The organism is Ruegeria sp. CK3 (genome assembly GCF_056536565.1).
Genome location: NZ_JBQFPV010000008.1, coordinates 236,907 through 261,134 on the forward strand (window position 1 = coordinate 236,907; position 24,228 = coordinate 261,134).

Annotated in this window: 29 protein-coding genes and 1 riboswitch; of the genes, 11 read left to right on the forward strand and 18 right to left on the reverse strand. The window is 58.2% G+C overall.

The window, feature by feature from the left end:
- Positions 1-8: 8 nt before the first annotated feature.
- The 6 genes from lnt to miaB all read right to left on the reverse strand — a co-directional run bounded on the left by lnt (position 9) and on the right by miaB (position 6,348).
- Positions 9-1,514: an apolipoprotein N-acyltransferase gene (gene lnt / locus ACR0C3_RS13935; protein ID WP_480758968.1), complete on the reverse strand. Its 1,506-nt coding sequence runs from the start codon at positions 1,512-1,514 to the stop codon at positions 9-11.
- Positions 1,511-2,392, reverse strand: coding sequence for a hemolysin family protein (locus ACR0C3_RS13940; RefSeq protein WP_170640489.1), 882 nt, complete (start codon positions 2,390-2,392; stop codon positions 1,511-1,513). Before ACR0C3_RS13940 ends, lnt begins: the two co-directional genes overlap by 4 nt.
- 36 nt (positions 2,393-2,428) lie before the next feature.
- A complete protein-coding gene (gene ybeY / locus ACR0C3_RS13945) occupies positions 2,429-2,923 on the reverse strand; it encodes an rRNA maturation RNase YbeY (RefSeq protein ID WP_425083923.1) in 495 nt (164 codons plus the stop codon).
- 34 nt (positions 2,924-2,957) lie between these two features.
- Positions 2,958-3,980 (reverse strand): PhoH family protein, encoded by a 1,023-nt coding sequence (locus ACR0C3_RS13950; RefSeq protein ID WP_480758969.1) that lies wholly within the window; start codon positions 3,978-3,980, stop codon positions 2,958-2,960.
- 122 nt (positions 3,981-4,102) lie between these two features.
- Positions 4,103-4,855, reverse strand: coding sequence for an outer membrane protein (locus ACR0C3_RS13955; RefSeq protein ID WP_480758971.1), 753 nt, complete (start codon positions 4,853-4,855; stop codon positions 4,103-4,105).
- 170 nt (positions 4,856-5,025) lie between these two features.
- Positions 5,026-6,348 carry a tRNA (N6-isopentenyl adenosine(37)-C2)-methylthiotransferase MiaB gene (gene miaB / locus ACR0C3_RS13960; RefSeq protein WP_480758972.1) on the reverse strand — a complete coding sequence of 441 codons (1,323 nt, stop codon included), beginning with the start codon at positions 6,346-6,348 and terminating at the stop codon, positions 5,026-5,028.
- Positions 6,349-6,470: 122 nt separating this feature from the next.
- Here miaB and ACR0C3_RS13965 point away from each other — a divergent pair, with 122 nt between their 5' ends.
- Positions 6,471-7,334, forward strand: coding sequence for a hypothetical protein (locus ACR0C3_RS13965; RefSeq protein WP_480758973.1), 864 nt, complete (start codon positions 6,471-6,473; stop codon positions 7,332-7,334).
- A gap of 64 nt (positions 7,335-7,398) precedes the next feature.
- Here ACR0C3_RS13965 and ACR0C3_RS13970 read toward each other — a convergent pair whose 3' ends face one another.
- Positions 7,399-8,196, reverse strand: coding sequence for a phytanoyl-CoA dioxygenase family protein (locus tag ACR0C3_RS13970; protein WP_480758975.1), 798 nt, complete (start codon positions 8,194-8,196; stop codon positions 7,399-7,401).
- 84 nt (positions 8,197-8,280) lie between these two features.
- Between ACR0C3_RS13970 and ACR0C3_RS13975 the strand changes: the two genes are divergently transcribed.
- On the forward strand, positions 8,281-9,204 hold the full coding sequence (locus ACR0C3_RS13975; protein WP_480758976.1) for a LysR family transcriptional regulator: 924 nt from the start codon (positions 8,281-8,283) through the stop codon (positions 9,202-9,204).
- Here ACR0C3_RS13975 and irrA read toward each other — a convergent pair.
- Positions 9,173-9,598, reverse strand: a complete 426-nt coding sequence (gene irrA / locus ACR0C3_RS13980; RefSeq protein ID WP_170378119.1) for an iron response transcriptional regulator IrrA — start codon at positions 9,596-9,598, stop codon at positions 9,173-9,175. The two genes, ACR0C3_RS13975 and irrA, sit on opposite strands and share 32 nt — an antisense overlap.
- A 187-nt stretch (positions 9,599-9,785) precedes the next feature.
- Here irrA and fabA point away from each other — a divergent pair, with 187 nt between their 5' ends.
- Genes fabA through ACR0C3_RS14000 form a run of 4 tightly spaced genes read left to right on the forward strand, consistent with a single transcriptional unit; the run spans position 9,786 to position 12,608 of the window.
- Complete coding sequence (gene fabA, locus ACR0C3_RS13985; RefSeq protein ID WP_480758978.1) at positions 9,786-10,295, forward strand: bifunctional 3-hydroxydecanoyl-ACP dehydratase/trans-2-decenoyl-ACP isomerase; 510 nt, start codon at positions 9,786-9,788, stop codon at positions 10,293-10,295.
- Between the two features lie 47 nt (positions 10,296-10,342).
- Positions 10,343-11,572 (forward strand): beta-ketoacyl-ACP synthase I, encoded by a 1,230-nt coding sequence (fabB, locus tag ACR0C3_RS13990; protein WP_480758979.1) that lies wholly within the window; start codon positions 10,343-10,345, stop codon positions 11,570-11,572.
- 5 nt (positions 11,573-11,577) lie between these two features.
- The gene (locus ACR0C3_RS13995; protein WP_480758980.1) at positions 11,578-12,369 is read left to right on the forward strand and encodes an enoyl-ACP reductase FabI; all 792 of its coding nucleotides are present in this window, start codon (positions 11,578-11,580) and stop codon (positions 12,367-12,369) included.
- 59 nt (positions 12,370-12,428) lie between these two features.
- Complete coding sequence (locus ACR0C3_RS14000) at positions 12,429-12,608, forward strand: hypothetical protein (RefSeq protein WP_480758982.1); 180 nt, start codon at positions 12,429-12,431, stop codon at positions 12,606-12,608.
- A gap of 12 nt (positions 12,609-12,620) precedes the next feature.
- Here ACR0C3_RS14000 and ACR0C3_RS14005 read toward each other — a convergent pair whose 3' ends face one another.
- Entirely contained in the window at positions 12,621-13,049 is a 429-nt protein-coding gene (locus tag ACR0C3_RS14005; protein WP_480758983.1) for an FKBP-type peptidyl-prolyl cis-trans isomerase, read from the reverse strand.
- Between the two features lie 249 nt (positions 13,050-13,298).
- Positions 13,299-13,500, forward strand: a riboswitch (cobalamin riboswitch).
- Positions 13,501-13,628: 128 nt separating this feature from the next.
- Here ACR0C3_RS14005 and ACR0C3_RS14010 point away from each other — a divergent pair.
- The 5 genes from ACR0C3_RS14010 to ACR0C3_RS14030 are packed head-to-tail and all read left to right on the forward strand — an operon-like array spanning position 13,629 to position 17,036.
- Positions 13,629-14,414, forward strand: a complete 786-nt coding sequence (locus tag ACR0C3_RS14010; RefSeq protein WP_480758985.1) for a DUF4198 domain-containing protein — start codon at positions 13,629-13,631, stop codon at positions 14,412-14,414.
- Between the two features lie 6 nt (positions 14,415-14,420).
- Positions 14,421-15,032 carry a cobalt transporter CbiM gene (gene cbiM, locus ACR0C3_RS14015; RefSeq protein ID WP_480758986.1) on the forward strand — a complete coding sequence of 204 codons (612 nt, stop codon included), beginning with the start codon at positions 14,421-14,423 and terminating at the stop codon, positions 15,030-15,032.
- A complete protein-coding gene (locus ACR0C3_RS14020; protein WP_480758988.1) occupies positions 15,029-15,607 on the forward strand; it encodes a cobalt ABC transporter permease in 579 nt (192 codons plus the stop codon). Before cbiM ends, ACR0C3_RS14020 begins: the two co-directional genes overlap by 4 nt.
- The gene (gene cbiQ / locus ACR0C3_RS14025; protein WP_480758989.1) at positions 15,607-16,389 is read left to right on the forward strand and encodes a cobalt ECF transporter T component CbiQ; all 783 of its coding nucleotides are present in this window, start codon (positions 15,607-15,609) and stop codon (positions 16,387-16,389) included. The genes ACR0C3_RS14020 and cbiQ overlap by 1 nt, the downstream gene beginning before the upstream one ends.
- Positions 16,386-17,036: an energy-coupling factor ABC transporter ATP-binding protein gene (locus ACR0C3_RS14030; protein WP_480758990.1), complete on the forward strand. Its 651-nt coding sequence runs from the start codon at positions 16,386-16,388 to the stop codon at positions 17,034-17,036. The genes cbiQ and ACR0C3_RS14030 overlap by 4 nt, the downstream gene beginning before the upstream one ends.
- Before the next feature lie 104 nt (positions 17,037-17,140).
- On the opposite strand, the gene rplQ is transcribed toward ACR0C3_RS14030, so the two are convergent.
- The 9 genes from rplQ to ACR0C3_RS14075 form a co-directional block, all read right to left on the reverse strand.
- The gene (gene rplQ, locus ACR0C3_RS14035; RefSeq protein ID WP_170334079.1) at positions 17,141-17,560 is read right to left on the reverse strand and encodes a 50S ribosomal protein L17; all 420 of its coding nucleotides are present in this window, start codon (positions 17,558-17,560) and stop codon (positions 17,141-17,143) included.
- A gap of 117 nt (positions 17,561-17,677) precedes the next feature.
- Positions 17,678-18,694 carry a DNA-directed RNA polymerase subunit alpha gene (locus ACR0C3_RS14040; RefSeq protein ID WP_480758992.1) on the reverse strand — a complete coding sequence of 339 codons (1,017 nt, stop codon included), beginning with the start codon at positions 18,692-18,694 and terminating at the stop codon, positions 17,678-17,680.
- A 114-nt stretch (positions 18,695-18,808) separates the two neighbouring features.
- Complete coding sequence (rpsK, locus tag ACR0C3_RS14045; protein ID WP_008757289.1) at positions 18,809-19,198, reverse strand: 30S ribosomal protein S11; 390 nt, start codon at positions 19,196-19,198, stop codon at positions 18,809-18,811.
- Between the two features lie 15 nt (positions 19,199-19,213).
- The gene (gene rpsM / locus ACR0C3_RS14050) at positions 19,214-19,582 is read right to left on the reverse strand and encodes a 30S ribosomal protein S13 (protein WP_170377641.1); all 369 of its coding nucleotides are present in this window, start codon (positions 19,580-19,582) and stop codon (positions 19,214-19,216) included.
- 208 nt (positions 19,583-19,790) lie between these two features.
- Entirely contained in the window at positions 19,791-20,807 is a 1,017-nt protein-coding gene (locus ACR0C3_RS14055) for a DUF1254 domain-containing protein (RefSeq protein ID WP_425083934.1), read from the reverse strand.
- A 79-nt stretch (positions 20,808-20,886) separates the two neighbouring features.
- Positions 20,887-21,531, reverse strand: coding sequence for an adenylate kinase (locus tag ACR0C3_RS14060; protein WP_480758993.1), 645 nt, complete (start codon positions 21,529-21,531; stop codon positions 20,887-20,889).
- Positions 21,528-22,892, reverse strand: a complete 1,365-nt coding sequence (gene secY / locus ACR0C3_RS14065) for a preprotein translocase subunit SecY (protein ID WP_170555668.1) — start codon at positions 22,890-22,892, stop codon at positions 21,528-21,530. The genes ACR0C3_RS14060 and secY overlap by 4 nt, the downstream gene beginning before the upstream one ends.
- 109 nt (positions 22,893-23,001) lie before the next feature.
- Positions 23,002-23,475 (reverse strand): 50S ribosomal protein L15, encoded by a 474-nt coding sequence (rplO, locus tag ACR0C3_RS14070; protein WP_170377635.1) that lies wholly within the window; start codon positions 23,473-23,475, stop codon positions 23,002-23,004.
- A gap of 205 nt (positions 23,476-23,680) precedes the next feature.
- Positions 23,681-23,896, reverse strand: coding sequence for a DUF1127 domain-containing protein (locus tag ACR0C3_RS14075; protein ID WP_170472137.1), 216 nt, complete (start codon positions 23,894-23,896; stop codon positions 23,681-23,683).
- Positions 23,897-24,228 lie beyond the last annotated feature (332 nt).

Here is a 24,228-nt window from a genome sequence, read left to right on the forward strand (position 1 = left end):
ATCGGAAACTAGGTGCTGCGCGGCCGCGGCATGCGCCACAACAACACGGCCAACAAGAGCGAGACCAAGAACACGGGCAGGTCCCCAATGCGGGAATAGACGGTTGGCGCAAGAGGCAGCGGCAGATCAGCGTCTACGAACCCCGCCTGCCCCAAAGGAAGCGATGCGGTAATCCGACCCAACGGATCGATCATCCCCGAAATGCCGGTGTTGGCGGACCGCATAAGTGGCAGCCCCTGCTCAATCGCCCGCATCTGGGCCTGAGCAAGATGCTGGTAAGGGCCGGAACGGGTTCCGAACCATGCATCATTGGTAATCTGCAAGATGAAATCGGCCCGTTCCGGCGCGCCGTTGACGTCTTGGGGAAAGACGGCCTCATAACAGATCAGCGGTAGGGCTTGACCCAGCTTGCCCGCCTGCATCACCGCAGGCCCTGGCCCAGAACTGAACCCATGACCAGCCGTTGTGGCCATGCCGTGAATACCGAACCGGGCCATCAGGTTTCCGAACGGTACATATTCGCCAAACGGGGCCAGATGGTGCTTGTCATAAAGACCCGTCTGCTGCCCGTTCTCATCGAGAAAAATCATCGAGTTGTAGATGCGCGGGCCGTCCCCTCGCTGAATGCCCAGAATAACCGGAACGCCCTGAGCTGCATCCGTGGCGGCCTCAAGATAGGGATCGGCGCTGCTGAGCCACGCCGGAATTGCAGTCTCGGGCCAGACGATCAGGTCTGGACGTGGCTCTGCCGCGGTGAATTCGATCTGCCGAGCGAAGAAAAGGGGCGCATATGCAGGATCCCATTTCTGATGCTGAGGCGCATTCGGCTGGATCAATCGGACCGTATTTTCACCATACTCAATCACCGGCCTGCTGGAGGCGTAGACCACAGCAATAACAGCGACACCGACGAACCCAGCGACCGGAATCAAAAGCGAACGGAGAGCCACAGGGTGCACCATCGCGGCCCCAAGCGAAAACGTCACCGCAAACGTCAGTGCAGCCAGCCCATAAGGGCCAACCAAAGACAAAAGTTGCGCAACCGGTGTGTCGACCCAGACCTGCGCAACCCCGGCCCAGGGGAAGCCGGTCAGAAGATAGCCGCGACCAAACTCGGCCAGTGACAATGTCAGTGCCAGCAACACAGCCTGTCGTACAGCCGGAGCATCAACCCGCCGCGCCGCCCAGAATGCCGCCGCCCAGAACAAAGCCAAGCCGCCAGCCATGAAGACCAGCGCAAACGGAGCCATCCACGCATGGCGCTCGGCGTCCACTTGGAAAGGCTCGATGATCCAACTCAGCGCATGGGCGAAGTAGCCGGTGGCAAAGGCCCAGCCCAACCAAGCGGCACAGGCGCGGGTTTCACAGGCCAGAAAAAACGCCGGGATCAGGATCAGCGCAATCAGAGTCAGCGGCCAGTAACCAAACGGCGCCAAGCCATATGCTCCCAGCGCCCCCAAGGCAGCTGCGGCAGCAAGTCTAAGCCAGAAAGGCCAACCCCGGACAGGGATCATGCAGCGACGTCCGGCAACATAACGCGCAGACGCTTGATGCGGCGCGGGTCGGCATCAATCACCTCGAACTCCGGACCTTCGGGGTGCAGTACAACCTCACCCCGCGCCGGAACACGGCCCGACAGCATGAAGACCAGACCGCCCAGAGTTTCGATCTCTTCCTCGTCGACATCCTCGTGACTAGTTAGAGAACGTCCGATTTCGGCCTCGAAATCCTCAAGCGGAACGCGGGCCTGCACGACGTAGCAACCCGGCTTTTCCTGCAGCCAAAGCTGATCTTCATGCGCGTCATGCTCATCCGCGATTTCGCCGACGACCTGCTCAATCAGGTCTTCGATGGTCAACAACCCGTCAACTCCGCCATATTCATCAATCACAAGCGCCATGTGGCGACGCTCGGTCTGCATTTTGGTCAGCAAAACACCGATCGGCATCGAGGGCGGCACAAACAGCAGCGTGCGCAGCATCGAGGTCAGGTCGAACTCGGCTCCGCCACCATTGAACCCATGGGTTAGAGCAAAATCCTTGAGGTGGACAAAACCCAGCGGCGTATCCAGCGTACCTTCGTACACGGGTATCCGCGACAGGCCGCTTTCGCGAAAGACCTGCGCCAGCTCATCCTTGGAAATCGTTGAGGGAACCGAGACGATTTCAACGGTCGGAATGGCGACATCCTCAACCCGCTTGCGACGCAGGTTAACCATGCCGCGATGTTGATTGTCGGCTATTTCATGCCCGTTGACCGGAGCGCTTTGCTCCTCTTCGGCCCCCGAAATGGCATCCATAATCCGCGAAAAGAAACCGCTTTTCTCTTCAATGTCCAAATTCTCAGACTGCGCGCTTTGCGCCGCCCTAGAACTGCCGTCTGTATCGCCCATTGTCCTCTTCCAATTGATCGGGTGAAATAACCCGCTTCATCTATTATATGGGTCATTGATACCCAGTTTGCCAAGTATCTTGACCTCAATCCCTTCCATCAAGGTCGCATCGGGGTCACGAATGTGATCATACCCCAGCAAATGCAACGTTCCGTGAACAATCAGATGAGTCACGTGATCAGACATGGATTTGCCCGCCTCAGCAGCTTCTTGCGCGCAGGTGTCGTATGAGATCGCGATATCCCCTAGCGCGATTTCGCCGGTAAAATCGGGTTCTGGCAGTTCGGGCGTTTCACCCGCAACTTCCGCTGCGAGGTCTTCGGCGGGCCAGCTCAGAACATTCGTCGGTGTCGGCTTTTCCCGGAACTCGGCGTTCAGTTCGGCAATTCGGGTGTCATCGCAGGCCAGCAGGCTGACCTCACACAAATCCGGGTCCAGCCCGCAATGGTGCAGAACCGCGTCAACCGCGCGCGAACACAGAAGCTCCAGCCCCTGCCAGCGGTCATCTTCCACGGTGAGTTCAAGATTCATCCTGTCGCCTCAAAGCCTGATGTCGGGCCTTGAGTTATCCTGTCTCGCGCCCTGAATCGGCCTCATACGCTTCGATGATTGCGGCGACAAGCGGGTGCCGCACCACATCTTTCGAAGTAAAGTAGTTGAAGCTGATATTCGGGATCGTTTTCAGCAGGCGTTCAGCATCCGCCAGCCCGGATTGAACCCCACGCGGCAAATCGACCTGAGACCGGTCACCCGTGATGACCATGCGGCTACCCTCGCCCAGACGGGTCAGGAACATCTTCATCTGCATGGTCGTCGCGTTCTGCGCCTCATCCAGCACCACAAAAGCATTGGCCAACGTCCGCCCTCGCATGAACGCCAGAGGGGCAATCTCGATTCGCTTTTCCTCGATCAGTTTGGCGAGCTGTTTGCCGGGCAAAAAGTCATTCAGCGCGTCATAAAGCGGCTGCATATACGGATCGACCTTGTCCTTCATATCGCCGGGCAGATAGCCCAGCTTTTCCCCGGCCTCGACCGCAGGACGGCTGAGGATGATGCGGTCCACATGGCCGCCGATAAACATCGACACGCCAACGGCAACGGCCAGATAGGTTTTACCGGTACCCGCCGGGCCGATTCCGAAGGCCAGTTCATTCTGGAAAAGCGACTGCACATAGGCTTTTTGCGCATCCGTGCGGGGTTCGACCAGCTTTTTGCGGGTCTTGATCTCAACGGTACCGCCCTTGAACATCTCAAGCTGGTCGCCGTCTCGACTACCGGTCCCCTGTTCCGAGCCACCCATTCGCAACTCTCGGTCCACATCAGCGGCTTCAACATCGCGCCCGCCTTCCAGACGGGTGTAAAGGGCCTGCAAAACCTCAATGGCGTTTTTCTGCGAATCCTCTTCACCCATCACCACCAACTGATTGCCGCGGCGCACAATCTGGACCGAGAGCTTCTGTTCGATCTCGGTCAGGTTGCGGTCATATTCGCCACATAAATCAATCAACAAGCGGTTGTCGGGGAATTCTACAAATGCCTCGCGCTGGGGCATCTCATTTTGCGGTGGGGTAAGGGCACCGATGGCCAATCCGTTCTCCTGTCTTGGCGTTTCACCTTGAGCGTAGACAAGAACTCGGACCAGGTGCAAGCCACAGTTTCAAAAATTCGCTCGGCGATGACAAAAGCGCCGATCGGGCGCTTTGCCCCGGTTTAGAACTTGTAGTTCAAACCGAACCTCAGACCGCGATAGTTCGGTGTGGATTTTGTCGAAAAACCCGAAGAGAATTCAATATCCTTGGAATCGAACTGGACATATTCAAACTCACCTGTGATCGACCAGTCTTCCGTCAGATAATGCTCCGCACCAATGCTGAGCGAGAACCCGTTGCGGCGATCCGAAGTTTCAAATGACTGTGTGCCAGAGGTGGACGAAATACTGTTTGTGGTCTCTACGTCACCCCAAAGGTAACCGACACTGACGAAATAAAGGATTCGCCCGCTGCGGTTGGTTAGGCCATTCCGAAACCGCAAGGTGACAATATCCGAGACTTCTGACCCGCCTTGAACCGTCTCAGAGCCGACTACAGTGGAAACACTGTCGTCCAGCGATCCGAAATCATATCCCAGCTCAAATCCATAAACATAGTCACGACCGCCCCGAGCCGGCAGGACACCCCGCCAGCCGCCACGCACACCGCCATAGGTTCCGCTGATGTCCTGATCGCCGATTGCAAACGTATCGGTTGGCGTGGTCAGACCGAACCGATCATCGCCCCCACCGCCATACCCTGCCGTCACACCGAGATAGAAGGCACTGACATCGTCGCTGAAGCGCTTGTCGCTGATCACTTCGGGATCAGATATGTCCCCCGTTTGATCGCTCGCCCAAGTCGCGCTGGCCCCAAAAGCCACTAAAGTTGCGACCGACACAGACCAGAGACCTTTGCACTTCAGAACCACCACTCAATACCCTCCATCGACGCCACTTTCGTGATCGGCAAAAACAAACCTTCCGCACGCGGTCGAGGCCCATCAGAAAACTTGGCTCCTCTCGGAACATAGTTCCAATTCATAAATCAAGGGTAAATTTTAGATATATTCGTACTGGCACGACGTGCCCGCAAAGAACCACCTTATTGCAACAGTTCCCCGGCCAAAGAGTTCGCGCCAGACTTCACGATACGCACCTTCCGCAGGTCTCCCACGTTCAGGTCAGACCCAACCACGTGCACCGAGTGAAGATAGTCCGATTTTCCAACCATTTGCCCTTCGAGCCGCCCGGGTTTCTCGAACAGAACGCCGACAGTGCGACCGACCATGGAATCTTGAATCTCGCGCTGATGCTTGGTGATCAGAGCTTGCAAGCGTTGTAAGCGGTCATCCGCCGCCGCCGGGTCAACCTGGGCGCGTTCCGCCGCCGGAGTCCCCGGACGGGTCGAGTACTTGAACGAGTAGGCGTAGCCGTATTTGACCTGCTCAACCAAATCCAAAGTCGCCTGGAAATCCTCTTCGGTTTCTTCCGGGAAGCCGACGATGAAATCCCCCGACATCACGATATCCGGACGCGCGGCGCGAATACGCTCGATCAGCCGCAAATAGCTGTCCGCCGTATGGCTGCGGTTCATCCTCTTGAGAATCCGATCCGACCCCGCCTGCACCGGCAAGTGCAGGTAAGGCATCAGCTTGTCACAGGTGCCATGCGCCTCGATCAGGTCATCCGCCATGTCATTGGGATGCGAGGTGGTAAAACGGATACGCTCCAGCCCGTCGACCTTGTTCAACTCCCAGATCAGCCCAGCCAGCGTCATGTCGCCATTGGGACCGGCACCGTGATAGGCGTTGACGTTCTGACCCAGTAGAGTGATCTCGCGCACGCCGCGTTCGACCAGATCCTGCGCTTCACGAGTGATGCGGTCGGCCGGGCGGCTAACCTCGGCCCCGCGGGTATAGGGCACAACGCAGAAGGCGCAGAACTTGTCGCAGCCTTCCTGCACCGTCAAAAACGCCGTCGGGCCGCGTTTGGCCTTGGGGCGGTTTTTGAGCTTTTCGAACTTGTCCTCTTCGGGGAAATCCGTGTCTAAAGCTTTGGCCCCCTCGCGGGTCTTGGCCTCCATCTCCGGCAAACGGTGATAGCTTTGCGGTCCAACCACCAGATCGACCAAAGGCTGGCGGCGCATGATCTCTTCGCCTTCGGCCTGCGCAACACAGCCCGCCACTCCGATCTTGAGGTCGGGCTTTTCCGCTTTCAATCCCTTGAACCGGCCAAGCTCGGAATAGACCTTCTCGGCGGCTTTTTCGCGGATATGGCAGGTGTTCAGCAGGATCATATCCGCATCGTCCGGCGACTTGGTCTCGACATATCCCTGCCCGCCCAAGGCTTCGGCCATACGCTCGCTGTCATAGACATTCATCTGACAGCCATAGGTCTTGATAAACAGCTTTTTGGGTTCAGACATGGATCGGGCCTTTGCAGTCGCTGGATCGGCGTCATCTATATGCTTCGAACGCCGCTTGCAATGCCGGCGCAATTACCCGAATTTGGCGAAACTTTCCAGCAAGACGCGAATGAAAACCAGCGATGCAGTACGAATCCCTCGACAGCTTTCTGAATTCAGGCCAATCCGCCCTGTCCAAAGGCCCCGTGGCCCTGATTTTCGCCGAAGACGAGACCGAGGTCGAAAGCACGCTGCACCACCATCTAGGCCTCGGCTTCAAGTCGGTCGTGGCCTTCATGCCCGCTGAGTTCACCCTCAGCGATGACCTGTCCGCGCGGATACATCGCGTGACGTTCAAATGCGCGCCCCGGACCGTGGTATTCGACGCGATCAACAGCATCACGAAAGCCGCGCCCAGTGTCTGGATATACTACTGCTACAACGCCGAATACCTGTTCTACCCTTTCTGCGAAACACGTAGCATAGGGGAATTGCTGGCCTTCCACGCCGAGGAACGCCGCAGCGCAATGTTGTGCCACGTGATCGACCTCTATGCCGGTGATCTGAGCCAGTTCCCGAACGGTGTAGCCCCCGATCAGGCCATGCTGGACAGCACCGGATACTACGCCCACACCCGCCACGACCCCACGGGCCGCCCGATCGAGCGTCAATTGGACATGTCCGGCGGCCTGCGCTGGCGGTTCGAAGATCACATCCCCTATGAACGCCGCCGGATTGACAGAATCGCGCTGTTCAAGACGCGCAAAGACCTGATCCTGCAGCCCGATCACACGTTCAACGAGGCCGAATACAACACCTATGCCTGTCCGTGGCATCACAATCTGACGGCTGCGATCTGCTCATTTCGGGCGGCAAAAGCTCTGAAAAGCAACGCAGGTTCAGCCTTCGACATCTCAAGCTTCCGTTGGCACAATTCCGTCTCGTTCGAATGGACATCGCGCCAATTGCTCGATCTGGGATTGATCGAACCCGGCCAATGGTTCTGATCCGCTCTTCATCTGGCTGAAAATATCCCGGGGGAGGCGCCGCAGGCGGCGGGGGCAGAGCCCCCTATCGCTGCAGCAGCATCGGGAACCAGTCTTCCCGCAAACGCTGCCCCGGCATCATATCATGCCCCGGAAACGGAGGCGACGTGCGGCCCGGGCGCTCGACATAGCGCGCATCATCCCCGACCAGCCGCAGTGAAAACGCCCGGCGACGACTGTCCGAGTGATTCCCCCGCGCCCCATGCAGGGTGCGGTAGTTGAACGCAACCGCATCGCCGGGCTCCATTTCGAATTCGACCACCTTCATCCCTTCCGCATCCGGATCGGGGACCGGAATGTATTGACCTTCATCAGCAAAGAAGCCCTCTTCGCTCACCCAGCGGGTCGGCAGCACCTCTTTCTCCCACCTGTGTGATCCCGCAACACAGCGCAGGGTGGCCTGTTTCACCGGATCCAAGGGCGACCAGAAGCTGATCGTCTGCTGCCCTTCGACAAAGTAATACGGCCCGTCCTGATGCCAGGGCGTCGCCATCGAGGTGCCTGGCTCTTTCACCAGAACATGGTCGTGAAACATCTGCACGGTTTTCGACTGCATCAGGTCCGCCGCGACCTCAGCTGCCGGAGAGGTCTCGATCACCTCGCGGAACTGCGGGATACGGGTCCAGTTGCAGTAATCATCAAAGAACAGCCCGGTCTGCCCCTCTTTCTTGTTTTCCGAGGCATAGGGTCCCGGCTCGGTCATATTGGCGGCAACCCCGTCGCGCAACGCGTCCACGTGATCGGCAAAAAGCCCTTTTATCAGGACAACCCCGTCTTCCTGGTAGGTGTCGATCATGTCCTGAGAAACAAGAGGGTGTGGCATGTCGGTCTCCTTGTGCTTGCCCTCGTTTAAAGGACAACAAAGACTTCTGTTCAAATCATATCTTTCGAAGTAATAATTAACCTGATGTTATATATATCACTGCGCCAATACGAATATGTCTGCGCCATAGGCCGCCATGGCAGCTTGTCTGCCGCAGCCCATGCGCTGAACGTATCGCAACCCGCTCTATCGACGGCCCTGACGCGGGTTGAGTCGCTTCTGGGATATCCGCTCTTCATGCGTCGTCGGGGAGCGGCGATGACCACAACCCCTCAGGGGCGCCTTTTCATCGAACAGGCGGAAAAGCTGTTGCACTCTGCCGCGCAGATCGAAAATCCGACAGACGCACCGCACGGGTCTTCACACCTGCGGTTGGGCTGCTTCATTGACTTGGCACCGTTTCATCTGGCCTCTGCCTTGCATAGTCTGCAAACAGCCCTGCCCGATGTGACCATCTCGTATCAGGTGGACAGTTTCGAGGGCTTGCTGGACGGTCTGATCAACGGCCAGACGGATATCGCGATCACGTATGACCTTGGCATGGATGCAGGGTTTACTCGGCAAGAGCTGTTCGACAGTGTCCCGCACGCCTTGCTCCCACCTGATCACCCGCTTGCTTCTGCCCACAGTGTGACTTTGGCCGAACTGGAAAAGGAACCCCTGATCCTGTCAAAAGAAGGGCTGTCTGCGCAGCATGTCCTGAACCTGTTTCGGCGCAAGGGTCTGAACCCAATGGTCGCCCACAGATCTGCTACGCTTGAGATTCAGCGCAGCCTCGCGTCCCATGGCGAGGGAATCGCGATCAGCTACGCAAGCCCAAACAATTCGACGAGCTACGACAATCGAATGCTGACCCGCCTGCCAATCTCGGACAAGGGCGCTGCTGAACCTGTCGTCTTGGCGCGCCACGGGACCGGCCCCGTCGAAGCCACATTGGCCTCAGCGGAACGTGTCCTGTTTGATGCGCTGTCCGAAACTAGACCTGAGGTTTCTTGCGAAGACGGATAACTACGTCGACCGAGGCGATCTCTACCCCTTCCGGTGCCTGCGGAAGGCGCTGGATCACCAACTCTTCGGACGGAGCGTCGCTCAGCCGGCTTTCGTCTTCCCAATAGAAATGCGGGTGATCATGGGTGTTGGTGTCAAAATAGCTTTTCGACCCATCCACCGTGATCTCTTGCAGTACGCCCGCATCGCAGAACGCGCGCAGCGTATTGTAGACGGTCGCAAGCGAAACGGCATCGCCCTTGGTCTTGGCCGAGTCAAACAGGCTTTCCGCTGTGACATGCCGGTGACGACCATCGCCCACAAGCAACTCGGCCAGCGCAACACGCTGTCGCGTTGGGCGCAATCCGGCGCTCTCCAACCAGTCTGTAGCTATCTTACGGCTCTGAGGTGTCATGAATCCGATACCCATTTTTGCTGCTTATATATATAGGGGCGCAGGGATGCCAATTTCAAATGAAATTCATTCGCAAAGACCGCTAGGTCGCAACATCATCCGGCCACTGCTCTTGCAGGACCTTGCATACGGGTGCTAGGTGAGGCCAAATGTAATGAACAGACCCAAGGCAGAAGAGGCGGCAAGAATGGCCCAATTCCCAAGCAGTTTTGACAAAGAGGATCTGCTGAAATGCGCGCGAGGCGAACTTTTTGGCCCTGGCAATGCGCAGTTGCCTGCCCCTCCGATGCTGATGATGGACCGGATCACCGATGTTTCAGGTGACGGAGGCGCACATGGCAAAGGCCATGTTGTCGCGGAATTCGACATCACGCCTGATCTTTGGTTCTTTGACTGCCACTTCCCCGGCAACCCGATCATGCCGGGCTGCTTGGGTCTGGATGGCCTGTGGCAACTGACGGGCTTCAACCTGGGCTGGCGCGGCTGGCAGGGGCGCGGCTATGCGTTGGGCGTGGGCGAAGTCAAACTGACCGGCATGGTCCGCCCGGACCGTAAGATGCTGACCTATTATGTTGATTTTACCAAAGCCCTACAAACACGCCGTCTGACCATGGGGGTCGCGGATGGCCGTGTCGAAGCGGATGGTGAAGTGATTTATCAAGTCAAAGATATGAAGGTTGCACTGTCCGAAAGCTGACGCCAGCGGACATTACGCCAACAGGAACGGAACACAGGAGAACGCATATGCGTCGCGTCGTCGTCACCGGTTTGGGGATCGTCTCCTCGATCGGGAACAATGCCGAAGAGGTTCTCGCCTCGCTCAATGCAGGCAAATCCGGCATCGAGGCCAATGAGCAGATGGTCGAACACGGCTTTCGCAGCCAGATCGCCGGGTCGCTCAAGATCGACGTGTCCGAGCACGTTGATAAACGCACCCTGCGCTTCATGGGACCGGGTGCGGCCTATGCGCATATCGCGATGGGACAGGCGATTGCTGATTCCGGGCTGACTGAGGATCAGGTCGTCAATCCGCGCACCGGACTGGTTGCCGGATCCGGCGGACCGTCCACCAGCGCAATGCTGACCGCGCATCAGACGGTGCTGAAGAACGGCGCGACCAAGCGGATCGGGCCCTTTGCCGTGCCGAAATGCATGTGCTCCACGATTTCCGCGAACCTTGCCACCGCTTACAAGATCAAGGGTATCAACTACTCGATCACCTCGGCGTGCTCGACCTCGCTGCATTGCATCGGCAACGCGGCGGAACAGATCATGCTAGGCAAGCAGGACGTAATGTTCGCAGGCGGCGGAGAAGAGCTGGACTGGACCCTGTCCTGCCTGTTCGACGCAATGGGCGCAATGTCGTCGAAGTATAACGACACTCCGCAGAAAGCCTCGCGTGCGTTCGATCAGAACCGCGACGGCTTCGTGATCTCGGGTGGCGGAGGCATCGTGGTGCTTGAGGATCTGGACCATGCGCTGGCGCGCGGTGCCAAGATCTACGCCGAGGTGACCGGCTATGCTGCAACCTCGGACGGTCATGACATGGTGGCCCCGTCTGGCGAAGGCGGTGAGCGCGCGATGCGTCTTGCGCTGTCGACCCTGCCCGAAGGCCGCAAGGTGGGCTACATCAACGCGCACGGCACCTCGACCCCGGTCGGAGATGTGGGCGAAGTTGAAGCCGTGCGTCGCATCTTCGGCGAAGGTCAGGTGCCTCCGATCTCGTCCACCAAGTCGATGACCGGGCACGCACAGGGCGCGGCTGGCGCGCTTGAGGCGATCTTCTGCCTGCTTATGCTGGACAATGATTTCATAACGCCGTCGATCAATGTCGACACACTAGCCGAAGGCATCCAGCCCGGTGAAATTGCAACTCAAGTGGTTGAAAATGCGGGTTTGGATTCGGTCATGACCAACAGCTTCGGCTTTGGCGGCACGAACGGATCCATGATCCTGTCAAAGTATAACGGGTGAAAGAGATGTCGGAAGTTCTAAAAGGGAAACGCGGCCTGATCATGGGCGTCGCCAATGACCGGTCGATTGCCTGGGGTATCTCGAAAGCGATGCATGAAGCAGGGGCTGAGCTGGCCTTCACCTATCAGGGCGGTGCGTTCGGAAAGCGTCTGCAGCCATTGGCAGAAAGCCTTGGCAGCGATTTCATGGTTGATGCCGATGTCACGGACGACGCCTCGCTGGACCGCGCTTTTGGCGAGTTGGGCGAACGCTGGCCCACCATCGACTTTGTTGTCCACGCGATCGCCTACTCGGACAAAAACGAGCTGACAGGCCGGTTCCTGAACACCACACGAGCCAATTTCAAGCACTCAATGGATGTGTCGGCCTACTCGTTCATTGAGGTCGCCCGCCGCGCCTATCCGCTGATGAAGGACAATGGCGGCTCACTGCTGACGCTGACCTATCAGGGCTCGAATCGCGTGGTTCCGAATTACAACGTCATGGGCGTCGCCAAAGCCGCGCTGGAATCGGCGACACGCTATCTTGCCAACGACCTCGGCCCTGAAGGCATCCGTGTGAACGCGATTTCGCCCGGCCCGATGAAGACCCTGGCCGGGGCTGCAATCGGCGGAGCGCGCAAGACCTACAAATTCTGCGACCAGAATGCGCCGATGCGCTCGAACGCTACGCTTGAGGCCGTTGGCGGCACAGCGGTTTACCTGACCTCGGATGCGGGGGCTTGCACCTCGGGCGAGATCATCAGGGTGGATGGCGGTTTCCACGTGCTTGGAATGCCACAGCCGGATTTCATGTGACCATATCTTTCCCAGACGCCGCCAAGATTTGACCATCTTTCGGCGTCAGGGATATGGGCATGAGCAAAACCGACCAGATCCTTGCCAGCAATACGCGTGGCACCCAGACCAGACGGAAAACGGGGTTCCTAAGCCCCCGCGCCCGTTTTCTGCTTTTAACGCTGACCACATTGCTGGTGTTGTTCGTGTTCTTCACGCAACCGCAGGTCCGTGCAGCGCTTGACGGGCTTTGGGGCTAAGACCTCAAGCCTTCAGTTCACCGAGACAACCTCAATATCGAAGATCAGGTCCTGCCCGGCCAGCGGGTGATTGGCGTCCAGCGTCACCGTGGCCTCGTTCGCCTCGACAACCGTTACCGGCAGCGCCTGACCATCGGGGGTCTGCATCTGCAACTGGGTTCCCGGCTCTAGTGGGATATCATCCGGAACACCCTCACGCGGGATGTCCTGCCGCATCGCCGGGTTGATCGGGCCATAGGCGTCGACACAGGCAATCTCGACCCGCTTCTTGTCACCAACCGCCAGTCCTGGCATCGCACTGTCCAGGCCGGGTATGATCTGGCCCGAACCGACAACAAATTCCAAAGGATCGCGCCCGTCCGAGCTGTCAAAGACGGTCTCGTCTAGCAGCGTGCCGGTATAGTGGATGCGAACTGTGTCGCCTTGTTTGATCTCGGACATTGGGCCTCCGGGGCTTGTGGGGAATTGGGCGCCGAACACAAGCGCGCTACGCCGGAGTCTGACGCGGCGCAGGATGCATGCATCTGATTCTGATGTCCAGATTGCGGTGCAGGCATGCGCGTCCTCTTGTCGTCGCTTACACACGTGCCTTCAATACCGAGCGGGCAGAACAGGAACATCCGCTCCTATCGACAAGATGTTATCGCTACAGTCTTAAATAGAGATTGACCGGTGATGGGAATCTCTGCCATCAGCGTCCTCATGTCCGGTTCCGGGTTCGCCCGGAGAAAAGGGAATGCGGTGCGGGGAATTCTGATCCACCCAATGCCGCAACTGCCCCCGCAACTGTAGGCGGTGAGCAGGGCTGACACGCCACTGGGGTCCACCCGGGAAGGCCAGCCCCATGCTTTGACCCGCGAGTCAGGAGACCTGCCGGATATGCACCCTCGGAAGGGGTGTGTCACCGATGCCGGGGTGTGCATTGGGCCGATACCCTCATTTTGGGTAAATGGCTCCGTTCGTCCCGATATCAAGCAAGAAACGTGCCGGGGTTGGCACGAAGGACGAAGGAAAGACCTTGTGAAGAAATTATTTTGCACGGCTGCGGCTGCGCTGGCGATTCCAGCGATGGCGCACGCACATTTTCTGCTGGAATACACCACGGACACACTGATCGAGGCGCCGGGCGACGTGCCGGTCAAGCTGATCTTCTGGCACCCGTTTGAAAACGGCCATGTCATGGATCTGGACAAGCCGCAGGAATTCTACGTGATCCACAATGGCGAAAAGACCGACCTGTTGGACACGCTGGAGCCCATCCGGTTTTCGAGCCCCGAAAACGAAGGCGCGGCCTTTCAAGGTTCTGTCCCGGTCAAGCGTTCGGGCGACTATGTGATGGTCACCGTGCCTCAGCCCTATTACGAAGAGGCCGAAGATATCTATATCCAGCAGATCACCAAGGCGTTCCTGAACCGCAACGAATTGCCGACCGACTGGATGAACCCCGCAGGTCTGGCGACCGAGATCGTGCCGCTGAACAAGCCCTACAACATCATCGCAGGCTCGACCTTCACCGGTCAGGTTCTAGCAAATGGCGAACCGGTTGCCGGCGCTGAGATCGAGATCGAATACATGGCCGCCAAACCCAGCTTTGACAGCCAAGCTTCGTCCGAGCCTACCGTTTCGCCGATGCCCGGAGGCGCTGTTGTCGCCATTTCCGACGCCAATGGCTATTTCTCCTTCGGTGTGCCGAAAGCCGGATACTGGGGCTTTGCCGCGCTGGGTTCTGGTCCGGAGACCGAACATGAAGGCAAAGAGCTGAGCCAGGACTCGGTGATCTGGATCCGCGCCTGGGACATGGAGTAACCCCCGATGCACATCGTCGACGGAGCCCTATCCAACCCGGTCGTCATCGGCGGAGCAGTTGCCGCCGCTGGTGGGGTTGCCATGGGCCTCAGGTCGCTGGATCTGGACCGCATCCCCACGGCAGGGGTGCTAGCGGCCAGTTTCTTCGTGGCCTCTCTGATCCACGTGCCGATCGGGCCGTCGTCGGTGCATCTTATTCTCAACGGTCTGGCCGGGCTTCTGCTCGGCTGGGCCGCCTTCCCGGCCCTGTTTGTGGGTCTGCTATTGCAGGCCGTTTTCTTTGGCTTCGGCGGGCTGACGGTGCTGGGGATCAACACGCTCAACATCGCCTTTCCGGCCGTACTGGCGGGGCTGCTGTTCCGGCCCCTGATTGGGCGTGGTTCACCTGTTCATGGCGCGATCTGGGGCGGCATTGGCGGCGCCTTTGCCATTGCAGCCACGACCGTCATGGTGGGCAATTCATTGGCCCTTTCAGGGGACGAATTCCTCCCTGCCGCCAAGCTGGTCTTCTTTGCCCACATCCCGGTTATGATAGTCGAGGCCGTCCTGACCGGATTTGCCGTTCTTCTCGCGCGAAAAGTCAAACCTGAACTGTTCCTGACAAGGCCCGCCACATGAGAAAGATTGCGCTCATCCTGGCCCTATGCGCGGCCCCTCTGCCCGCGCTGGCCCATAAGGTGATTGCCGGAGTCTTTGCGTCCGGCGATGCGATCGAAGGGGAAATCGGCTTCTCCAACGGCACCATGGCGACCGATACCGAGGTTGTCGTGACCGATCCAAACGGGGTCGAGCTGGGTCGGGCCACGACCGACGCAGACGGGTTCTTCATCTACACGCCTACCACAGCGGTCGCCCATACCTTCTTTGCCGACCTTGGCGCCGGTCACGTGGCCGAGGTCACCATGACTGCCGATAACGTCGCCAAGATCATGGGCGTCGCTGTCCAGAACACGCCCGCAGCGTCGCCCACGCCAACGCCAGCCTCGGAGGGCGTCACTGTGGCCTCCCTCAGCGATGAGGAGCGTCAGGCCATCGCAGCAGCCGTCCGTGACGAAATACGCCCCCTGCGCCGGGAAATCGCCGCTTATCGCGAACATAACGACCTACAGACCATTCTGGGCGGCATCGGATACATCTTTGGCCTGTTCGGGCTGGGCTTCTACCTCGCGGCGCGGAGGAAATTGGCAGGCTGATGGCACACGTACTTGGACCACAGGAACGGACGCTGGCTGAAGCTGGCACGGTCGATCAACTGGGGTTGATCACCTCGCTTGATCCGCGCGTGCGCATCGTCATGTCCGTTTTGTTTGCGGTCGTTGTGGTCTCCCTATCGTCCCTGCCCGCTCTTGCGGCGGCGCTAACGATAGCCTTGTCTTTGCTGGTGCTGTCCCGACTGCCCTGGCGCAAGACGCTCAAGCGGATGGCGATGATGGACAGTTTCATCATCTTTATGCTGGTCCTCCTGCCGTTCACCATGCCCGGCGACACGATGTTCACCATCTGGGGGTTTCCGGCCAGCTGGCAGGGGCTCTGGAAAGCCGTGGAAATCGCGCTGACCGCCAACGCCGTGATCCTGACCGTGATGGTTCTGGTCGGCACAATGGAGCCTGTCACACTGGGCCACGCCCTGCACCGGCTCCGCTGCCCGGAAACACTGGTGCACCTTCTGATGTTCACCATCAGATACATCGACGTCCTGCATGAGGAATACCAACGCCTACGCGCCGCTATGAAAGTCCGAGGCTTCCGTCCCGGCACCAACTGGCACACCTATCGCAGCTTTGGCTATCTGGTCGGCATGATGCTAGTCCGGGCAATCGAACGGTCCGAGCGCATCCTCGGCGCGATGAAATGCCGGGGGTTTTCAGGCAAGATGCTGTTGCTGCAAGACTATAGCATCAACCGACGTGATATTGTCTTTGCTGCCGGGCTTGGAGCCCTCTGTCTAGCCCTGATCCTAGTGGAATTCGCATGACCCTAATCGCGCTGGACGACATCTGCTTTGCCTATACTGGACAAGCACCGGTTCTGAACGGCGCAAACCTGCGGCTGGAGGCCGGACAACGCCTGTCACTGACCGGCGCGAACGGAGCCGGGAAATCCACGCTTCTGCGTATCACACTTGGGCTGCAGCGGCCGTCCTCCGGAACGGTGACCGTCTTTGCCAAACCAAGGCAGGTCGAGGCAGATTTCCATGAAGTGCGCCGCCATATCGGCCTTGTCTTTCAAGACCCCGACGACCAGCTATTCTGCCCCACAGTAGCCGAGGACATTGCTTTTGGTCCGTTGAACCTCGGCAAGACGCGCGACGAGGCCTTGGAGATTGTAGATCGCGTTCTCGGCGATCTCGACCTCATGCATCTGAAGGATCGGACCACACATAAACTGTCAGGCGGCGAAAAGCGCCTGATCACGCTGGCGACGGTTCTGGCGATGGAGCCGCAAGCCCTGCTACTGGATGAGCCGACTAATGCGCTGGACACCAAGAACGAAGCGCGGTTGCTCGAAATCCTGCAATCTCTGCCTCAGGCTATCCTTCTGGTCAGCCATTCTCCTTCATTTCGCGATGCGCTTGCCCCAGACAGGCTGGAATTGCGAGACGGCAAGCTGGTCGCTGTATGAGAAAGCCCATCTTGGTCGCGCCGAGGGGAACGGTTTGCAACTGCGCAAAACAAAAAACCCCGCGTCGAGGACACGGGGTTCTTTCTTGAAAGCTGTAGGCTTTCTTATTCTTCTGCGGCCTCTTCGGCTGCAACGCGAGCTTTGTCAGCTGCGCCTTTGGCGTCGACGTCACGATCAACGAATTCGATGATCGCCATCGGGGCCATGTCGCCATAACGGAAGCCAGCTTTCAGGATGCGGACGTAACCGCCCTGACGCTCGGCGTAGCGGGGGCCCAGAACTTCGAACAACTTCGCGACGTCTTTGTCTTCTTTCAGCTGTGCCGCGGCCTGACGACGGGCGTGCAGGTCGCCCCGCTTGCCCAGAGTGACCAGCTTTTCGATGATCGGGCGCAGTTCTTTTGCCTTGGGCAGAGTTGTTTTGATTTGCTCATGCTCGATGAGCGAGCCAGCCATGTTTGCAAACAGAGCCTTGCGGTGCTCATGAGTACGGTTCAGGCGGCGGTAACCACGTGCGTGACGCATTTTTCAGTTCCTATCTTGCGTTTTGCTTTGTCTGGCCGGCGATGCGTGTCACCGGCTCTCCTTGGGGCGGAAGTGCCCATTTGGTCCCCGGCAGCCCGGGCATTTGGGAAGACGCGCTTAGAACGCGTCTTCGAATTTCTTCGCCAGATCTTCGATGTTGTCGGGCGGCCAATCCTCGACATCCATGCCAAGGTGAAGACCCATACCGGAAAGCACTTCTTTGATCTCGTTCAGCGACTTGCGACCGAAGTTTGGAGTGCGCAGCATCTCGGCTTCGGTCTTCTGGATCAGATCGCCGATGTAAACGATATTGTCGTTCTTCAGGCAGTTTGCCGAACGGACCGACAGCTCCAGCTCGTCGACTTTCTTCAGCAGCAGCGGGTTGAACTCCAGACCATCGTCTTCGTCCTGGCGGCCAGCCGATTCCGGCTCGTCGAAGTTGACAAAGATCGACAACTGATCCTGCAGGATGCGCGCAGCATAGGCCAGTGCATCTTCCGGACTGATCGAACCATCAGTTTCGATCTTCAGGGTCAGCTTGTCATAGTCCAGAACCTGACCTTCACGGGTCGGCTGAACGTCATAGGCAACCTTTTTGACCGGCGAGTAGATCGCGTCGATCGGGATCAGGCCGATGGGTGCATCTTCCGGCTTGTTCTTCTCAGCCGAGACGTAACCCTTGCCGGTGTTGACGGTCAGCTCCATGAACAGGTCGGCGCCATCGTCCAGGTGGCAGATGACGTGATCGCGGTTCAGGACCTCAATGCCAGCGCTTTCGCTGATGTCACCAGCGGTCACAACTGCGGGGCCTTTGGCATTGATCGACAGGCGCTTGGGGCCTTCGACTTCCATGCGCAGCGACACGCCTTTGAGGTTCAGGATGATGTCGGTGACGTCTTCACGTACGCCCGCAACCGAGGAGAACTCGTGCAGGACATTGTCGATTTGAACGCTGGTGATGGCCGCACCTTGCAGCGAGCTCATCAGGACGCGGCGCAAAGCGTTGCCCAGTGTCAGACCAAAGCCACGCTCCAGCGGTTCAGCAACCAGGGTTGCCTGACGCGCAGGGTCGTTGCCCGGCTTGCCGTCCAGCTGGGTCGGCTTGATCAATTCTGCCCAATTCTTGTGGATCATGTAATCCCTCCATTCCTGTCCGCGCCCCATGACCAACAAGGTGCAGACGCCCGAGGTTCAAAATGACATGCTGGGGCCGCGCAAAAACGCAGCCCCAGCTGAATTCGAAATCGCTTAGACGCGGCGGCGCTTCGGCGGGCGGCAGCCGTTGTGAGCGATCGGAGTCACGTCGCGGATCGACGTGATGTTGAAGCCCACGGCAGCCAGTGCACGCAGAGCTGATTCACGACCCGAACCGGGGCCCTGAACTTCGACTTCCAGCGTTTTGACGCCATGTTCCTGCGCCTTCTTGCCTGCGTCTTCTGCAGCCATCTGAGCGGCGTAGGGTGTCGATTTCCGCGACCCTTTGAAGCCCATGGTACCGGCAGACGACCACGAAATGGCGTTGCCTTGTACGTCCGAGATCAGGATCTTGGTGTTGTTGAAGGTCGAGTTCACATGGGCGACACCCGATGCGATGTTCTTACGCTCTTTGCGCTTAACGCGAGTCTTATCACGTGCCATCAGTCAGACCCTCCCTTATTTCTTCTTACCAGCGATGGCCTTTGCGGGGCCTTTGCGGGTACGAGCGTTGGTGTGGGTGCGCTGACCGCGAACCGGCAGGTTGCGGCGGTGACGCAGACCGCGGTAGCAGCCCAGATCCATCAGGCGCTTGACGTTCATTTGAACTTCACGACGCAGGTCGCCTTCGACGGTGAAGTTTTCGTCGATGAATTCGCGGATTTTCAGAACTTCGGCGTCGGACAGTTCGTTGACGCGACGGGTCGCCTCAATGCCCACGGCTTCGCAGATCGCTTTGGCCGAGGTGTTGCCGATTCCGGTGATATATGTGAGGGCGATTGGTACCCGCTTTGCAGTCGGGATGTTTACGCCGGCAATACGTGCCACGTGTCACTTTCCTTTTCGTTGCGGTTCCGTAACTCCAGAACCTTTTTTCACAACGCCTTACCGTGGCAGTGTCGCCAGAGGGCTCAGCATTTTATGATATGATCATGTGAACGGAATACCCGCGCACAATTCGATTCTCTTCCGAGATAGCGTCAATTAGTGTCGCGCGACCCGCGCGTCAAGCGCAGATCGCATATTGATCCCGAATTCACTCCGCAAGCTCGATTTCAGGGAAGGTCCAGGTCCCGTCGATCACTTCGAGCGCGGGCTGGTAGAGACGCACAGTATAGTTCCATCCCTCCATGATCGGCAGGCAATTCACACGGCCGTCTTCACATCTACCGAAATGCACCGTCATCGAGCCATCCGGGTTGCTGTCGCCCGTCACCGAGTTGATCACGTAGACACCCAGATCGTTCTCTTCAAAGAACCCCGCCGTGTTATACAGGCTGACCGACCAGAACGCGCCAACTGGAACTTCGGCGGGAACTTCTAGTTTGTACGCCCCCAGCTCCAGCCCCGGTTCGACGTTCAGATAGAAGGCCTGCGCCTCTGGCAAGCCACCCCAACCGAACGCTGTTCCCAGCAGGTGGCGCACAGGGTCAACCGCCTCTTTCGAACCGAATGTGCCAGTACTGTCTGGCGAGAAACGGGCAAGCTCCAATGCGGCGCTCAACACCTCTTCAAACGCATCCTTGTCGTAATGCGCTTCGTCAAAGGGACGCGCGGAATTGGCCTGCAGCGTGACCCCATCCTGCAATGCAGTCACTGCGGCTATGTCTGCGGGGTCCTCCGAGTCGACGAGGTACCGAAACAACAGCGCAACGTAGGGCGTATCGAACTGCTCGACCGTCAGCTCATAAGTTCCACCGCCAAGGAACACGTCGTTGACGTAGTGATCCTGATTGACAACCTGAACCGAGACATAGCGATCCCCGGTCTCCGGCACGGTCAGCAAAGCGCCGTCCGAAATATCAACCACCGCCATGCTGTAAAGCGTATCCCGGTTCATGCGGATCGTCGGTTGCCTATCCAACGGTGTAGGCTCGCGCACGTGAAACAGCGTGTTGACGCTGCCCGACTGCGCCAGATACTTCCGAAATTCGATATCTGTCGCCGCACGGACAAAGTTGTCGATGGTCACCGGCGTCTGTTCTGCACAAGCACCGATTGCTGCCATAGTCAGAGCGGACGTCATCGCGAGCGATTTAAGCGATAGGCTCATAGCTATCTCCCAACAAAAAATGCGCGCGTTGGCCGAAGTGATACCTCGTCAAACGCACGCATTCAATTGTCAAGATGTGTTACCTTAGGGCAGCTTCGATCGCGCCCTGAACCTCTTCGATTTCGCCCAGTCCGTTGATCTTGGTCAGTTGACCCTTGGCATAATAGTAGCCGATCAGCGGCGAGGTTTTCTTGTAGTACTCCATCAAGCGGGTCTTGAGGCTTTCCTCATTGTCATCCGCGCGGCGCTTGAAGTCGTTCTCTTTGCCGCAATTGGAGCATCTGCCGTCCGCAGGAATCGGCTTGGTGATGTCATTGTAGACCTCGCCACAGCCGCCACATGTCGAACGCGCGGTGATCCGTTCGACCAGCGCAGCGTCATCAACTTCCATCTCGATCACGGCGTCCAAGCTGTTGCCGGTGCTGTCCAGCAACTCACCCAGCGCGTCGGCCTGCGCCAATGTGCGTGGGAAGCCGTCAAAGATGAAACCGCCCTCTGCGCCTGCGTCCAGCTTTTCGCGGATCAGGCCGATCACGATCTCATCGGTCACAAGCTGCCCTTTGGCCATAACCTCGGCCACACGGTTGCCCATTTCGGTGCCGCTATCTTTAGCCTCGCGCAGCATATCACCAGTGCTAAGCTGCACCATGCCACGGGTTTCGACCAGATGACGCGCCTGGGTACCTTTACCGGCACCCGGGGGGCCAAGCAGAATGATATTCATCGACGAGCAGCTCCCTTTCTGCCGCGTTTCTTGCCTTTGCCGCGCAGTTGGGACTTTTCGATAAGCCCTTCATATTGGTGCGCCAACAGGTGGCTCTGAACCTGTTGGATCGTATCCATGGTTACAGAGACGATAATTAGAACCGAGGTGCCGCCGAAGTAGAACGGGATGGCAAACTGGTTCCGAACGATTTCGGGCAGCAGACAGACCAGCGCGAGATAGGCCGAACCCAGAACCAGAACGCGGTTGACCACGTATTCCAGATACTCGGCGGTTTTCTTGCCGGGGCGAATACCGGGCACAAAACCGTTCTGCTTCTTCAGGTTGTCGGCCACGTCATCCGGTTTGAAAGATACGTTGAACGTATAGAAATACGCGAAGAACACGATCATCGACGCGAAGAACAGCAGATAGAGCGGCTGTCCCGGGCCAAAGTTCGCCAGCAACCACGACATGACCGGACCGTTGGCCGCACCCGACGAGAAGGTCGAGATTGTCACCGGCAGCAACAGCAGCGAGCTGGCGAAGATCGCAGGGATAACGCCCGACGGGTTGACCTTGACCGGCAGGTGGCTCGAGCCGCCTTCGTAAACCTTCATACCGGCCTGACGGCGCGGGTATTGAATGTGGATCTTGCGCAGGGCGCGCTCCATGAACACCACAAAGGTGATCACGACGATGACCATGAGAATCACACCAACGATCACGGCGGGGCTGATTGCGCCCGAACGACCCGAGGCAAAGAACTGAGCCAAAGCGGCCGGAACCTCGGCGATGATGCCGACGAAGATGATCAGAGAGATCCCGTTGCCGATGCCGCGCGCAGTGATCTGCTCACCCAGCCACATCAGGAACATGGTGCCGCCGACCAGAGTAATCATGGTCGACATGCGGAAGAACAGGCCCGGATCGGTCGCCAGATCACCCGATTCCAACGAAACGGCCAGACCATAGGCCTGAACGGTGGCCAGCGCCACAGTACCGAAACGAGTATATTGGTTGATCTTCTTGCGTCCCTGCTCGCCCTCTTTCTTGAGTTGCTCGAGCGCGGGAACCATGGATGTCAGCAGCTGCACGATGATCGAGGCCGAGATATAGGGCATGATGCCGAGGGCAAAGATACCCATTCGACCCAGCGCCCCGCCGGTGAACATCGAAACCATGCCGCCGATGCCTTGCCCCGCTTGCTCCATGAATTCACGCAGCGCTTGTCCGTCAATGCCCGGCACCGGAATGAAGGTGCCCAGGCGATAAACGATCAACAAACCTAGTGTGAACAGGATGCGGTTGCGCAGATCGGTGGCTTTGCCAAGGGCAGACCAGCTTGTGTTGGCTGCCATTTGTTCTGCTGCTGATACCATAAATCGGTCTCTCTTATGAAAACACCGCCCAGAACCGTTTTCCGGCTCGGGCGGCGTCTGGGAAAACTTAGTGCTCTATGTAAGCGGGTCTTCGCCCGCTCACAAGCGCTTACTCTGCCGCAGCAGCTTTTGTGACCGTCAGTGAGCCGCCCGCTTTTTCAACTGCCTCAACGGCAGCTTTCGAAGCACCTGTCACTTCCAGGTTCAGTTTGGCGCTCACCTCGCCTTTCGCCAGAACGCGGATACCATCCAGCTTGCGACGAACCAGACCCGAAGCAACCAGAGCGTCCTCGGTGATCGCAGCTTTGGCGTCCAGCTTACCGGCGTCGACGAATTTCTGGATCAGGCCCAGGTTGATAACGGCGAATTCCTTGCGGTTCGGCTTGTTGAAGCCACGCTTGGGAAGACGCTGGTACAGCGGCATCTGGCCGCCTTCGTAGCCGTTGATGGCCACACCCGAACGGGATTTCTGACCTTTGATACCACGGCCACCCATTTTACCTTTACCGGAGCCTGGACCACGGCCAACGCGGGTCCGTTTCGGTGCGGCGCCTGGGTTATCGCGCAATTCGTTCAGTTTCATATCGCTTCTCCTAAGCCGGATGTGACCCCGAAGCGTGATGGGCCAAACACGGCGTTTCTTGGTTTTGATTCTCGTGGACGCAATGCCACCGGGGCGCTCTACAGCTTTGTGGCCCTCGTTGCAAGTGGCGCGTGGATGTGCAGCTCGCCAAACGCAAAAGAGACGCCCAAAAGGACGCCTCTTCGCGTGTGAGTGGTGGGGGAGTTCAGGCGCAGTACGCGTGCTTGTGCGCAATATCAGCGATATCGCAGCGACGGACTCCGATATCGTCCAGCTCGCGATTGCTGAGCCGCTGCAGTTCGGAGTAGGTCCGCTGGTATTCGGCAGCCCGAGCCCGCGCGACTTTGATGCGTTCAATAAGTGCGGAAACGCGTGCGCCGAAATTGAAGGTCGAGGGGGTGAGTGTTGCAGTATGTGCCATTTTCTTTCCTTTCAGACCGAGGCGTATTCCCCGGCAAATTTTGTGTTCCTTTTGGATACAGCGAGCAGATAGGAAGAGGTCGCGCGGCCAACAACCCCAGTTACGGTCTAGCCGCTATGCAAGGCGGACATATCCAACACTGATTTGAAGGCGATCGGCGAAAAAACCCCTGCAATGACCAGCCGACCTTGCTGACCGCGCAATTCGCGAAGGCTTACATGACCGCTGGACACTTCATGCGCGCAGGATAGCTGCAGAATGCAGGAAAATCGCGGATCGGGTCAGAACTCAGAGCAATTAAAGCTCTTGCACGGATTGGTTGGCCCGACCTA